The following is a 14484-nucleotide window of genomic DNA, read 5'->3' as shown; positions in this document are numbered from 1 at the left end:
TTCTAACGCTTTTATGTATATTCATTTTATAAAAATGGATATACCAAAGCGTAATAATAGATAGTATAAAATGTCGTACATAGACGTGTATGAATCTTTTCATATTCTCGTACTCTCGTCCCTTTCCCATTTAATTGTCTTTAATTTTTTAATTTGCAACTTCGCACGAAATGTCGCTATTGAAATGACCGTCGCATAAACTAAAAACTTAAACAACGCTTTCTCTTTGATGGCTATTTTAAACAAAGAAGAAAAACTATTACCGCCAGTAGTCGGTGAAGTAAACTTCTTCTTCAATTCCATATTGCCTAATTTACTTCTCGTTTTGATTTTAATAAGTGACCAAATTGTTCTTGGACTCATTACGACAGAATAGCAAGAAGGAATTGTTGTCAAGTTAGCTGAACCTAAAGTTCCCTTAACATAGCCATCATCAGCGATAACTTGTGGGAACTTCCCTAACATAGCACGGGCCTTTGGAGAAATAAGATATGCACCAGAATTAACCATGCCAACTCGATAAGCTGGAGTAAGTTTCAAAAAACCGTAGTACATGTTTGTTAACAAGCTACCATCTTGAACTATTTTTGTCTTTGGAGAGGCAAATAAATACTGCTCACTTTTAATAAACCTTAAAATACTGCTAATACTTTCCGTGCTTATGATCACATCAGCATCTTGAACAAGCACATGTTCAAACTGAGCAATTTCAAGCCCTTTATTTATAGCTAATATTTTTGAGCCAGTATCAAGCTCGACTACTTTAAATGAAGGAAATTTAGCTCTAACGAACTCGGCTGTATTATCAACACAGCCATTTGGCAAGACAATTACCTCAACCTCCAAACTCGAAAAATTCGTTAATTCGGATAACGTCCTTTCAATACATTTTTCTTCATTATATGCAGGTATTATAACTGTCAACATTTTAAGACCCTTATACTATAAAATATTTCGACCAATAGAATAATAACTAAAGCCTTTATTTTTTAGCCTCTTAGGTTCGAACAAATTACGTCCGTCGAAGATAACTGGAGTCGTTAGTAATGACTTTATCAACGAAAAATCAGGTGCTTTAAAATTTTGCCACTCAGTACAAATAACAAGAGCATCTGCATTATTTAATGCTGATTCTTTGGTTCCCATAAAGCTTAAATCATTTCGTGCGCCATAAATGCGCTGAGTTTCTTCCATCGCTTCAGGGTCATATGCTTGCACTTTTGCACCGGCAGCCCAAAGTTGTTCCATCAGTACTCGACTTGGTGCTTCTCGCATGTCATCAGTGTTTGGTTTAAAGCTCAAGCCCCACAAAGCAAACACCTTGCCTTTTATAGCATCAGGATTGTTTAATAAATCGAAGTGCTTCGTAATATATTCGAATAATTTATGCTTTTGCGCATAATTAACGGCTTCAACAGCTTTTAAAATTTGTGAGTCATAACCCAAGCTGTCAGTTGTTCGAACCAGTGCCTGAACGTCCTTAGGGAAACAAGAGCCACCATAGCCACAGCCTGGATAAATAAACTGGTAACCAATCCGAGGATCTGAACCAATACCATGGCGTACATGCTCAATATCAGCACCAACGCGCTCAGCAATATTTGCCATTTCGTTCATAAAACTAATTTTGGTTGCAAGCATACAATTAGCAGCATACTTAGTAAGCTCAGCGCTTTTAATATCCATTACGATTATTTTTTCGTGATTTCTATTGAATGGCGCGTAAAGTTCACGCATTTGCTCTTCTGTATCAGCTGAGTCAGTGCCAATAATTATACGGTCTGGACGTTTGCAGTCATTAACCGCTGCACCTTCTTTTAGAAATTCAGGATTTGATACAACCGAGAAAGTTAAACCACTTCCACGGTTATCAAGTATCGACTGCACAGTCGCTTTTACTTTATCTGCAGTGCCTACAGGAACCGTTGATTTATCAATAATAACTTTGGGCGTTTCCATGTAAGTAGCGATTGTCTCCGCTACTTTTAATACATATTTTAAATCTGCAGAACCATCTTCGTCAGGCGGAGTCCCGACAGCTATAAATTGTAGATCACCAAACTCAACCCCAAATTTAGGATCGGTAGTGAAAGTTAAACGACCTTCTTCAAAGTTTTTTTGTACTAAAGGCGTCAAACCTGGTTCGTATATTGGAATTATTCCGTTCTTTAAATTTTCTATGCGTGTTTCATCGATATCCACACAACACACATCATGACCAGCGTCAGCAAAAACTGCGGCTTGAACCAAGCCAACATACCCAACTCCGTAAAAAGTTACTTTCATTTTATCCCTCTTATGATGCGATGAGTTCTTTTACATGTTTTGTAAATTCTTCACCCAGTAGGCTTGATTGCATCGCATACTCTACGTTAGCGAGCATATAGCCAAGTTTTGAGCCACAGTCGTGTGACTTACCTTTTAAATGATATGCTTCAATTTTCTCGATATGACGTAATTGCAACAACGCATCTGTTAGTTGAATTTCACCTCCAGCCCCAGCGGGAGTACACTCTAATAGATTCCTAATAGCTGGAGATACAACATATCTGCCTGTTATTGCAAAATTGCTAGGGGCAGCGCCTAGCTGAGGTTTTTCCACCATATTAGTGATAGTTGCATTTTCACCTGCCTTAATTGTTTTACCGCTAAGATCAACAACACCATAATTTTGAACCTGCTCATACGGAACAGGCTCAACCATTATTTGATTATGTTGGCTCTGCTCAAATTGCCTGATCATGTGTGCTAAATTATCAATCTTAAGGTTTGACTTATATTCATCGATAATTACATCCGGTAACAAAATAGCAAATGGGTTATTACCAATTATTGGCCGAGCTTCAAGGATTGCGTGCCCAAGTCCTAGGGGGGCTGACTGGCGCACCGAAATAATACTGACCCCTTTAGGAATGATTGAACGGACTTCCTCAAGCAAACTGCGTTTTACACGGGCTTCAAGTGTAGCTTCTAACTCAAAACTAGTATCAAAATGGTTTTCTATGGCATTTTTTGAGGCATGTGTAATCAGAACAATTTCTTTGATGCCTGCTTGAACAGCTTCATTTACAACATATTGGATAAGAGGTTTGTCAACTAAGGGGAGCATTTCTTTGGGTGCTGCTTTAGTAGCTGGTAACATACGAGTACCCAACCCAGCAACAGGCAAAACAGCTTTTGAAACTTTCACTAGCAATCCTTTTCTATAACTTCATACAATATAGCTATCGCTGATAATCTATTAGTTTCAGCGAAACTTTGAAGTGCTACAATCCATATGGACCGTTATTATACACAACACAAACAACGGCTCAATATAAAAAAGAAGCCTTTTAGATTGTTTTTTGTTACCGAAAAGTTAACATTAAAGATTTTGCTTTTTTTATAACCTATCATTTTAATTTTAATGGGAATATAATCACCCTGTTTATTTTCTAGAGATGGTATTGTGCGTATAGGATTTTGCATAATTATATTTGTGTCTTTTTTTGTTTGTGCACAGGACATGCTATTGCATTTGCGTAACAGCGATATAATTACCCGTGCAAAACAGTTATACGGAGATACTGGCCATCACAGAATAAAAACATGGCTAAGTTTTATTGATGATTCTGCGAAAAAAAGCGAATGGCAAAAAATTCATTTAGTTAATGACTTTTTTAACACACATATAAAATACAAAACCGATGAAGAGCTGTGGCAAAAGAAAGATTACTGGGCCACTCCACTTGAGAGCCTTGGTGTGGGTATGGGTGACTGCGAAGATTATGTTATTGCTAAATACTTTACATTAATAGCACTCGGTGTGCCTGAAGAAAAAATAAGATTAATGTATGTACGCCAACGCACAGTTAACCAACCACATATGGTACTTATATACTTCGAAAAACCCAACCAAATACCACTCGTATTAGACAACTTTGATACTAAATTGGTACCCGCAAACAAACGCAACGATTTAAAACCTATATACAGCTTTAATGGCCAAGGCTTGTGGTTGGCCAAATCTAAAGGCTTAGGAAACAAAGTTAAGAATAGCAATGGCGTGTCTGCTTGGAACACTATGCTAGAAAGAATTGAACAAGGTGAGCTTGCGCCTTCAAATAGTAACAATAAAGGAACTAGTAGTTATGTCTCGAATCTTTAAAGATGGCTTAAGCTTAAAAACTCAAGTATATAGCTTGATCATTTTAATTTCTGTTACATCATTTTTTGTACGTGTTTTTACTGACGTAGATACCACCCGTCATTACCTGCAAACACAAATGGCCAGCCACGCTCAGGATACAGCAACTAGTTTGGGGCTTTCCATATCACCTTATTTAGAAGATGATAACATAATGATTGCAGAAACTATGGCGACCGCTATTTTTGATTCTGGCTATTACAATGAAATAAAATTTACTGATATGCAAAATAACGTCGTATTTCAGTTACAAAATCCGAAACGTGTTGAGTCCGTTCCTAGTTGGTTCATTAATCTCTTTGAATTGAGTGCCCCAACGATGCATTCTGAAATCAATAGCGGCTGGATAATAGCAGGTACACTGGATGTTTCTAGCCACACCGGCCAATCATATTTGACCTTGTGGCAACACATGTTGCGTAGTCTATACAGTTCATTCTTATTGCTTGCAGCATCCTTAGCTGTGGCATTTTTAATTTTACGCGCTGTGTTCAAGCCTTTAAAAGCAGTGGAAAATCAAGCTAAATTAGTCACTCGTAAGCGTTTTACTCTTAATGAAGAAATACCTGTTGCACGTGAATTACGTACCGTGACTCAAGCTATTAACAACATGGTGAAGAACTTACAGAGTACTTTTGACTCATTAACCAAACAAACTCAAACGCTCACAGAACAAGTATACATAGACTCAATAACTGGACTTGGTAACCGCAAGTCATTTGAAAATTACTTTCACTCAGTCGTAAATAATATTTCGGATGACTCACCCATAACGGCAATGATGCTTACCCTTCCCTCATTAAACAACATAAACCAAGTAGTGAGTTATCAAGATGGTGACCAACACGTTATTGATGCTGCTGAATTGCTCACACAGTCTGCTAGCGAACTACCGAATTCATCAGTATTTAGACTGAACGGTGGAACTTTTATACTATTGGCTCCTTACGATTCTGTGTTTTTAAATAAAGTGCGTCTGGAACTTAATGATAAGCTAAGCCAAAAAGAAAATAGCTTGCACATCAACGGTTACGCAAACTTAGCACTCGTTGCTATCGAAAAAGGGGCGAGTATTGGTGAAGTCTTGTCATTACTGGATACTGGCTGCACAACTGGCGAAGATAATAATATAAGTTGTAGTGATAAAAGGTCACTATTTAGCGTTAATCAATGGCGCACCCTAATCAAGTCAATTATAAATGCAGGGGAAGTAAGCTTTTCTATTCAACCGGTAAAAAAAGCAAACAAAGCTAATTCACAGTGTTATTTTGAAGTTTTTGCACATTTCACTCACGAGGGCGAAAAAGTAAATAATGCACACTTGTTTGCCATGGCTGAAAAGTTAAACTTAACCGAAGAGCTCGATAAAAAAATTATACTGAACTTTGTCAACATTAAAGAGCGATACCCAGATGAGGTATTTGCATTAAACATTAGCAAGACTTCGTTGTACTCAACAAGCTTTATAGAATGGTTAACTTTGTTCTCCCAAGCGAAACCCGTTATTAAAACTAACTTACTGTTTGAGCTTCATGAAATAAGCTTGCTTTATAATGTGCACGTAGCCTCTTTACATATAGATGCTATAAAAGAGCTTGGCATTGGGGTATGTATCGAGCATTTTGGCACAAGTTTGACCTCATTCAAGTATTTGCAAGGTCTTGATATAGAATATGTTAAAATCGATGGCAGCTATATTCAAGATTTAGTAACTAACCCACAAAGTCAGTTTTATATCCAGACTGTTAATAATATTTGCCATGGTTTTGGTATTAAAGTTTTAGCTTGTTTAGTTGAAAAAGCGGATACTTTAGAAATGCTTGAAAACTTAGGATGTGATGGTTTACAGGGTAATTTGATACTGCCTCCATCAAAAATTATTAAATCTAATAATAATGGCGTGAATAAAGAGTTTACTTTTTGCGCCGATGCGTTAAAATTTTGCAATTAGTACTCAACCAAGGGACGAGAAATGAAAAAATTAATTCTTGCTAGCTTAGTCGCTAGCGCAACTGCTATCACAGCCCTTCCAACCTACGCACAAACGGACAACGATGCTGTAGTTCAAGAAGTTAGCACAAATAACATTATCGACGTTCTTAATAACGCAACAGCAGAAACCTCTTCGGAGCAATTACGTGAAGATTTAGTTGAAGCGATTAGACGTATTTGTAAAAACAAGGAAGAGGTTAAATTAGACGACAAACTGTTTAAAGGTGCTTGTGGTTCTGCAGATATGGATGCAATGGTTGCTACGGTTGTTGCAAACTTTGGTGTTGACAGCCCACTGATCTCTGACTTTTTAGCAGCACTTTCTGATGCAGGTTTTGATAGTGATGCAATCACTCTTTCTGCAATCACCGCTGGTATTGATCCGACTGTCGCATCAGAAGCAACAGCAGCGGGACCTGGTGCCGGCCCCGCACCTTCACCGGTAGTTAGCTTACCAACTCTTCCTACACCTCCAGGTGCTGGTGGTACAGGTGGTGATGCTGGTATCTCTGAAGTAGAGAATTAATCTGCACTTTTAGTCTATGTAAACGCAGCCAATCGGCTGCGTTTTTATTTTGTTTGAGTTTATTTTGAATCGTTTTATTTTCTTCTTTATTTGTTTAATCTTATTTTTACTTCCTCTACCTTTGGGTAGTTATAGACCTTGGGCAGTCTTAGCTATAGGCATTTTAATCTGTTTTAATTTTCTTACTCACCTTGCTAACAGTGCTTTAAATAGTGACCAAGCGCTATTCCCTCCTCGCTATAGTTGGCCTATATTGGCAAGTTTGAGCCTCGTTATTCTAGTATGCTTTGCTCAACTGTTAAGCATTAGCATTGATCCATTTCAAACTAAACAGATGTTATTAAAAAGTACATTCCTGCTCATGCTAAGCTGGTTAATATTTACTTATTGCAATAGTACACAGAAGATTAAGGCGTTAATTTACACTGTTATTTTCGCCGGCGTTTTTCAAGCCTTGTATGCTACCTACTTAAACTTATCACCAGATTTAGTGAGTCCCCTTTTTGGATATAAACACACAGATCGCGCCATTGGCACATTTACTTATTCTAATTTTTTAGCTAATTACTTAGCCCTGTGTTTATGCTTAGGTATAGGTTTATTAGTTAGCGAGTTAAAGCGTACAAAGAACGACTATAAGCTCTCTTTTAAACAAAAATTACGTGCACTTGCAGAAGTGTCCCTGAGTTCTAAAATCATCCTACGTGTATCTTTAATTATCATTATAGTAGCGCTCATTTTAACTCGTAGCCGGATGGGTAATTCAGCATTTTTTATTGCTCTTGTAGTCGTTAGCTTATTGGCATTATTTTTTTATAAGCAAAAACCAAAAGCATTTAAGCCACTTATCATCAGTTTTTTTATAATTGATTTAATTGTAGTTGGGGCTATTTTTGATGTAGAAAAAGTCAAGCAACGCATAAGTGAAACCAGCTTACAATCTGAAACACGTGATGAAGTAGTTCGCGATTCAGTGCCACTTATTTTAGATAAACCATTGCTTGGCTCTGGCGGTGGTACATTCTATACGGCGTTTCCTGCATACCAATCTCAGCCTTACTCTGGATACTACGACAACGCCCATAACGATTACGTACAGTTTGCAGTTGAGCTAGGCATACCTACTACATTATTGTTAGGAGTTCTTGTTTTGTATTGCTTGTGGTTATGCATCAATACGATGCGAACTCGCAAAACAGCATTGTATCAAGGCGTTGCTTTTGGCTGTGCTACAGCTATTGTCGCAATGATGCTACATTCATCAGTCGACTACTCACTGCAAGCTGGTGCAAACTCAATCATGTTCATAGTTATTTTATGTTTGGCTATATTAACTAATCAATTGCCTGCACCGAAGCGAATAAGAAAAAAGTAGAAAGGTTATAATCGATATCAATTCGCTAAAATTTGCTGAGTTGATAGAACTCGCTCACTTAAATTACTGCTCTTCTAAATCAAACTCTGTGATGCGATTATCAGCATGAATGAGCTCGTAGCGTTTTAATAAACCACTGTCGAGCTCAATTAAGCTGATTGCCGCATCACTCACTAAGTACTTTTGACCTTCTCCTTTCGTTTTGTGTTTATCAACTTCCATTTGCCAACGTTTAGTAAAAAAGTTAAGTGGGCTTTTTGGCGCATAGAGAATTGAATCTAGTTTATCTAACACATTGATAAGCTTTCGAGGAAACTCATTTTTAATGCCACTAGCAGTGAGCTGCCAAATACGGTTTTTATGTTTACCAAAGCGTTTTTGCACAGAAAAACAAAAGGAATAATGTACATCACCAGAAAGAATCAAGGTTTCTTTTGGCGTATCTTCACGACGGAATGTATCCAACAACTTTTTGGCCGAGCCCTCATGGGCCATCCAATTTTCTACATCGACAAGTAAAGGCTGACCACAAAAATTAAAAATTGCTTGGATTGCTTCAATTGATTTAACACCAAACACTGGGGCTGGGGAAACAATAATCACTTTATCGTGAGATAATAAGCTTTCTTCCAATTCAGTAAGCCTCTCCCAATCAAGTAATCCTGAAGGTTCATTGAAGTTTTGCTCATTGCGCCAACGGTGAGTTCGGGTATCTAATACCACCACTTTGGGTATGGTATTAAGTTCGTAGTGCCAATGATTAAAATCTAAAATATGCTTATCGAATCCCTTAAAATCCCATAGATTAGTTGAAAAACTTCGCTTAAATGCAGGCAAAAGCTCAAATGTTTTGTCACCGGCATCATTACCAATCCCTTGCATTAACCAGTAACTAATTAAGCCATTATTTACAATACGCTTACTAGCTGGGTGCTGATAGATAGCTTGCTCCCACCCTGCTGTTAAATTCCAATCATCAGTGACATCGTGGTCATCAAACATCATTAATGTCGACACATTCGCAAATAATCTTTCAACACTACGCAGACCTTGTGCGAATCCAACCAGCGCTTCTTTTTCAAGTTTAAATAAATTAGCGTATTTAGGGGGCAATGCAGGACATTCGATTGCGTCAAACTCAATTAACTGCCAAGTAACCGCACTAAAGTTTAGTAAATAAAGCGCTATAAACTCTTGAAAATGAATTAAGTGATTCTCAGCTTTTAAGCTTGAAAAATGCGGTTCGTCTTTTTTAAGCCAATAACCAACACCAAATTTGCTTCGTTTTTGCCAAGGCACCTTAGGTAAGTTTAAATGGCGCTGGTAAAGTTGCTGCTCGAACCCTGTTGGTAAATCTAAATCAAGCTCAGCCTCTTCAAACACGCCAAATAAACTAATCACTTTTTCAATCGCGAGCAGCATAGGCCCTGCTACGTCATCCGCGTATATTTGGTCGCCAGATAACAGTAATAAGTCAGCACCCGCATTAAGCGACTGACGCTGGTCATTTTGCCAATTATCTGCAGCAACGAGACTGTCTTTTGCGGGGTGATGAGGGTTACGACACGAGCCATGAAGAATTCTATCGAGCCTATTAGGGATCACAAATGCAGGAGATTCCGCACGTTCATAGCAATATGCTGACAAATCAAGGCAATTTTCTTTATCATGCAATGTGTAGTAGATCAGTGAGTCAACCGCAAATTCGCCACTGGCAGGCATTACATTGATAAAATTTAAATAAATGTTTTGCCCAAGTTGGATAGACTCAAAGTTCGAGAAGGTTTCAACACCTGTGAACTCAATTCGGTATTGGCAAGGCGTGGTGGTAACAAACTGAAAGCACACTCGCCCTGCATCTGCACGGCGTACCATTGGCCCCATAATTAGCTGAGGTAAGTTCGATACGCCGCTCACTATTATGCCCTTTTAGCTTGCTTAAACAACGAGTAAAAGTTATTGGTTGTTGCTTCGGCTAACTCGTTGAAGTTAAGCCCCTTCAGTTCAGAAATATAATAAGCAACATCTTCAACGTAGGCAGGTTGATTTGTTTTACCACGATATGGAACAGGCGCTAAATAAGGAGAATCTGTTTCTATTAATAAACGGTCAAGCGGAATTTGCTTAACAACGTCTTTTAACTCAACTGCATTTTTAAACGTAACAATACCTGAAATTGAAATATAAAAGCCCATATCAATGGCTTTTTTGGCCATATCCCAATTTTCGGTAAAGCAGTGTAATACCCCCCCGCATTTCTCTGCGTTGTGTGAACGCATTAAGTTGATGGTGTCTTCTCGAGCATCTCGGGTATGAATAATAAGCGGTTTATTAAGCTCATTAGCAACTTCAATGTGACCAACAAAACTTTCTTGTTGAACAATATGTGTATCTTTTGAGTAGTAATAATCAAGCCCTGTTTCGCCAATCGCAACCACTTTGTCGTGACTGGCAAGGTTGATCAGTGTTTGCTTATCAAGCGCATCCTTTTGATCTAGCGGGTGTACCCCACAAGATGCTGATACATCAGGGTAATTTTTAATTTTATCCAACATGCTTGGAAACTGATCTAATGTAACGCTAACACAAAGAAAATGCTCAACTTTTTTCGCCCGTGCATTTTCTAACACTTGGTCTAAATTAAGGTCGAGTTTATCGAAATCAAGGCGGTCTAAATGACAATGTGAATCTACAATCATGGTACAACTTTTATTACATGGTATAGGTCGGATTGCCTGAGTTTAACATAGTCCCAAGTAGTTTTTCGATTTTAGCATTCAAATTGGTTTTATCATCAATGAAGCTTACACCGATACCTGGTGGATTAGAGCTCTGAGCCCCTTGAGGTGTAATCCATGTAACCTTACCTGTAATTACATCATCTTCAAGTGCATCAGGTAATGTTACTTTTAATGCTAATGAATGCCCCATCTCAAAACGCATATTCGTGCGCACAAATAAACCACCGTTTTTTAAATAAGGCATATAACATCGATATAGCTCGTCTAAGTCTTCAATATCTACTAGTAATTCTTGCACACTATGTCCTAATTTTGGCTCTCACGTAAAGTCAACGCTAATTGTGAAATGGCAAGTGACATATTTAAGCCAAGCACATGAGAACTATTATAAAGAAACTCAGAAAGTGCAGTTTGTGCTTTTTGATAGCTGAAAAAGTCCATACCTAATACTAATTGCGTTTTAAGGTGTTCAGTTAAAAACAGAGCAAATACATTAATAAGACTATGATCTTTATTTAATATATCGACTAACGTGCTGAAATTATGGCTGTCTTTTATCTCAGTTGCAAATTTATAAAGTAAGTCAACAGACTCTAACTGATGCTCTTTATGCCACTGCTCCACTAAAAGCGGTTGACTAGCAAATAATGCTAACCAAGAATAATTAGGAATACTTAAAGAGGCTAACCATTGTGTCGTAATTGAACTATCAACTTTGACTTCATGCACAGCGCAGCGACTTAGAATAGTCGCGGGCAATAAAGCTGTTTGCTCACAGGTTAAAAGCAAATAACGGTTTAAGCTTGGCTCTTCAAGTGTTTTTAATAAGGCATTCGCTGCCGCAGTGGTCATTTTATGACATTGTTCAAGAACAACTACTTTGTTGCCATTTTGTGCCGCGGAATGATTAATAAAGTGAGTGATATCGCGAATTTCATCAACACCAATTGTTTGTCCATCAACTCTCACAATTCGCTTATCTGGATGCGTTCCTGCTTGATTAAGCTGACAACTTTTACAATGACCACACGCTCTTAATTGCACAGGTGAAGCACATAGCAGACCATCGGCGAGTGAATCGACTAAGTGTTGTTTACCAACCCCTTTATCACCATTAAACAGCTGTGCATGATGAAAGCGCTGCTGCGAAAAGCTATGGGCTAATTGCTGATAAAGACTTTCAAGCCATGGCAAAGGCATATTAGTTTAATCCAGCAAAAAAGTTGTCAAGTACAGTAATTATTGCCGCATGCACCTTGGGCATTGTTTGGTTTGCATCCACTGTTTTGATACTACTGTCAGTTTTAGCAATTTCAAGGTAGCGTGCGCGAGTGCGCTCAAAAAAGCCTAGCGCCTCTTGTTCAATACGGTCAAGTTCACCACGGCCTTTGGCACGAGCAAGACCGACAACAGGGTCAATATCTAAATAAATGGTCAAATCTGGTTTTAACCCTTTTAGTACCATATCAGCTAAAAATGATAACTTAGTTTGCTCAATGCCACGACCACCGCCTTGATAGGCTTGTGATGAAAGATCATGGCGATCGCCTAAAACCCATGTGCCTTTCTCAAGGGCAGGATTAATCACATTTTCAACTAACTGAGAACGTGCAGCGTACATAATCAATAATTCAGTTTCACCCGTTACTTGTTCTGTGTGATCTTGCTTAACAATATTGCGAAGTTCTTCAGCCATTGGTGTGCCACCAGGCTCACGCACATTCATAAAATCGACTTGTTTGTTCTCTAAATAAGCTTGGCATACGGCTATTGCCGTTGATTTTCCAGCACCTTCGAGGCCTTCAATCACTATAAATTTCGCTGTCATATGACTCTATTCTGGTTATTTGTTCAACTGGTACTGCTGCACAGCACGGTTATGCTCTTGTAATGTCTTCGAAAAATGATGGCTACCATCCCCTTTCGATACAAAATATACATACTCAGACTCAGGTGGGTTGACCGCTGCAAGCAAAGCTGCTCGAGATGGCATTGCAATCGGTGTTGGCGGTAGTCCTTTAATTTTGTATGTATTATACGGCGTGTAAGTAGTTAGATCTTTGCGCTTAATATCTCCGTCGAAATTAGCACCTATACCATAAATCACGGTTGGATCAGTTTGCAGTCGCATATTGCTTTTCAAACGATTAGTAAACACCGCTGAAATCATGGGTCGCTCGCTTGCAAGGCCTGTTTCTTTTTCAATAATAGAAGCAAGAATCAACGCTTCATAGGGCGAATTTAATACTAAATCTTGCGCTCGATTTTGCCACGCTGTATCTAATTCTTGCTGCATTTTACTGTATGCACGTTTTAATAAGCCGCTGGCGCTATCTTCACTATGGTAATGATAGGTGTCAGGAAATAACCAGCCTTCTAAATTTTCTTGTGTGTTACTTATCTGCGTCGCTAAATTTTCTGTATCTAAATCTTGGGTTAAATAGGCTTGCTTTTGGATATTGGCAACGACGTCACGAAGTGGCTGACCTTCAATAATGGTGAAGCTAAAGCTTACTTGTGCGCCTTGATTGATGCGGCGAATATTATCAATAACAGCGCTTGTATCCAGTTCATAAAGACCCGCTTTTAAATCAGTAAGCGTAGGATCTAATTTAGCGAGTACTTGAAACTTAAAGCAGCTATCAACCCAGTGATTTGTTTGCCATGCTTGGCAAAGCTGATTAAAGCCAGTGCCACGCTCTACTTTGAATAAAGTATTGTCTTCAACTTTTAACGGCATTTTCAATGCTGATTGAAGTTGTTGATAACCAATACCACAACATAGCAATGCTAATAATAGCACGCTAACAATGACTTTAATCACTGACTCTCCTTGGCAAATTGCGCCTTTAATAATGCTTTACTGTACGTAATATCAAACTGTGTATCAGCAATGTTTGCTACAGGAACCACGCCCATTAAACTGTTACACATAAACACTGCATCCATCGCTAAAAACTCATCAACTTGGATTGCTTTAAACTTAATGGCTAACTTATCACATAAAGCGCTTAGATAAACCCCTGTGATGCCACAGCAGTCTAACTTGGGGGAAACGATTTGACCGTCTTTAATCGCAAATAGATTTGCTGCAGAGCACTCAATCACATTGTCATCATAATCAAGCACTATAACGTCATCACACTCGATAGAGTGCATGTGATGTTTGATAAGCACCTGCTCTAAGCGATTCAAGGTTTTTAGTCCAGCAAGTAAAGGTTGATGTGAAAGCCTGATATCACTGATTGCAAGGCTTACACCCTGCTCTTGCCAATTTTTATAATGTGAAACCTGAGGTAATACGCTGATCAGCACTTGGACAGTTGGCTCGTCAGGTAAACCATAACCCCGTCCACCTGCGCCACGGGTCACGACAACTTTTAATATGCCACTGCGTGTATCGCAAATCGCTTTGTTAACTACTTGCTCTATTTCGTTTAAATCTAATTCAGGGAAAAATAATCGCTCAGCGCATTCAACTAAACGCGCTTTATGTAAGTCCCAATGCTCAATGCAAGCATCAACAATAGAAGCTGTTGTAAAAAAGCCATCACCATAATTTAAACCACGATCTTGGGTGCTTATTGTGGAATCTGAATTGGTTATTTTTATTGTCTGTTTTAATTTGCTCATACAAAAAAGCCCAGTTAAACAACTGGGCTCT

The 14484-nt window shown here is 38.5% G+C and carries 14 protein-coding genes; 4 read left to right on the top strand and 10 right to left on the bottom strand.

Translation table 11 applies throughout. The features are described 5' to 3' along the window. Positions 1-99 precede the first annotated feature (99 nt). Genes L3V38_RS04075 through galU form a run of 3 tightly spaced genes read right to left on the bottom strand, consistent with a single transcriptional unit; the run spans position 100 to position 3190 of the window. Positions 100-927 carry a glycosyltransferase family 2 protein gene (locus L3V38_RS04075; protein WP_237118464.1) on the bottom strand — a complete coding sequence of 276 codons (828 nt, stop codon included), beginning with the start codon at positions 925-927 and terminating at the stop codon, positions 100-102. 15 nt (positions 928-942) lie between these two features. After that, positions 943-2286 carry a UDP-glucose/GDP-mannose dehydrogenase family protein gene (locus tag L3V38_RS04070; RefSeq protein ID WP_130150007.1) on the bottom strand — a complete coding sequence of 448 codons (1344 nt, stop codon included), beginning with the start codon at positions 2284-2286 and terminating at the stop codon, positions 943-945. Positions 2287-2296: 10 nt separating this feature from the next. Further along, positions 2297-3190: a UTP--glucose-1-phosphate uridylyltransferase GalU gene (galU, locus tag L3V38_RS04065; RefSeq protein ID WP_237118463.1), complete on the bottom strand. Its 894-nt coding sequence runs from the start codon at positions 3188-3190 to the stop codon at positions 2297-2299. Between the two features lie 258 nt (positions 3191-3448). Here galU and L3V38_RS04060 point away from each other — a divergent pair, with 258 nt between their 5' ends. From L3V38_RS04060 to L3V38_RS04045, 4 genes are all read left to right on the top strand, one after another. Further along, positions 3449-4147, top strand: a complete 699-nt coding sequence (locus L3V38_RS04060; protein WP_130150009.1) for a transglutaminase-like cysteine peptidase — start codon at positions 3449-3451, stop codon at positions 4145-4147. Beyond that, positions 4131-6137: an EAL domain-containing protein gene (locus L3V38_RS04055; protein ID WP_130150102.1), complete on the top strand. Its 2007-nt coding sequence runs from the start codon at positions 4131-4133 to the stop codon at positions 6135-6137. The genes L3V38_RS04060 and L3V38_RS04055 overlap by 17 nt, the downstream gene beginning before the upstream one ends. A 21-nt stretch (positions 6138-6158) precedes the next feature. Beyond that, entirely contained in the window at positions 6159-6704 is a 546-nt protein-coding gene (locus L3V38_RS04050) for a hypothetical protein (protein WP_237118462.1), read from the top strand. Positions 6705-6768: 64 nt separating this feature from the next. Beyond that, complete coding sequence (locus L3V38_RS04045; protein WP_237118461.1) at positions 6769-8079, top strand: O-antigen ligase family protein; 1311 nt, start codon at positions 6769-6771, stop codon at positions 8077-8079. A 63-nt stretch (positions 8080-8142) separates the two neighbouring features. On the opposite strand, the gene L3V38_RS04040 is transcribed toward L3V38_RS04045, so the two are convergent. The 7 genes from L3V38_RS04040 to pabC are packed head-to-tail and all read right to left on the bottom strand — an operon-like array spanning position 8143 to position 14453. Beyond that, a complete protein-coding gene (locus tag L3V38_RS04040) occupies positions 8143-9999 on the bottom strand; it encodes an alkaline phosphatase D family protein (protein WP_130150012.1) in 1857 nt (618 codons plus the stop codon). Next, positions 9999-10778 (bottom strand): YchF/TatD family DNA exonuclease, encoded by a 780-nt coding sequence (locus tag L3V38_RS04035; protein ID WP_237118460.1) that lies wholly within the window; start codon positions 10776-10778, stop codon positions 9999-10001. The genes L3V38_RS04040 and L3V38_RS04035 overlap by 1 nt, the downstream gene beginning before the upstream one ends. A 13-nt stretch (positions 10779-10791) precedes the next feature. Further along, positions 10792-11118, bottom strand: coding sequence for a PilZ domain-containing protein (locus L3V38_RS04030; protein ID WP_062569227.1), 327 nt, complete (start codon positions 11116-11118; stop codon positions 10792-10794). A gap of 8 nt (positions 11119-11126) precedes the next feature. Beyond that, the gene (locus tag L3V38_RS04025) at positions 11127-12020 is read right to left on the bottom strand and encodes a DNA polymerase III subunit (RefSeq protein ID WP_237118459.1); all 894 of its coding nucleotides are present in this window, start codon (positions 12018-12020) and stop codon (positions 11127-11129) included. A 1-nt stretch (position 12021) separates the two neighbouring features. Next, the gene (gene tmk / locus L3V38_RS04020) at positions 12022-12648 is read right to left on the bottom strand and encodes a dTMP kinase (protein WP_237118458.1); all 627 of its coding nucleotides are present in this window, start codon (positions 12646-12648) and stop codon (positions 12022-12024) included. 15 nt (positions 12649-12663) lie between these two features. Further along, positions 12664-13644 (bottom strand): endolytic transglycosylase MltG, encoded by a 981-nt coding sequence (mltG, locus tag L3V38_RS04015; RefSeq protein WP_237118457.1) that lies wholly within the window; start codon positions 13642-13644, stop codon positions 12664-12666. Further along, on the bottom strand, positions 13641-14453 hold the full coding sequence (gene pabC, locus L3V38_RS04010; RefSeq protein ID WP_237118455.1) for an aminodeoxychorismate lyase: 813 nt from the start codon (positions 14451-14453) through the stop codon (positions 13641-13643). The genes mltG and pabC overlap by 4 nt, the downstream gene beginning before the upstream one ends. Between the last annotated feature and the right edge of the window lie 31 nt (positions 14454-14484).

Origin of the sequence: Pseudoalteromonas sp. L1, from assembly GCF_021728095.1 — a bacterium.
GTDB lineage: Bacteria > Pseudomonadota > Gammaproteobacteria > Enterobacterales > Alteromonadaceae > Pseudoalteromonas.
The sequence above is the reverse complement of the archived record's forward strand: the minus strand, read 5'-3'. Positions and strand labels throughout refer to the sequence as shown.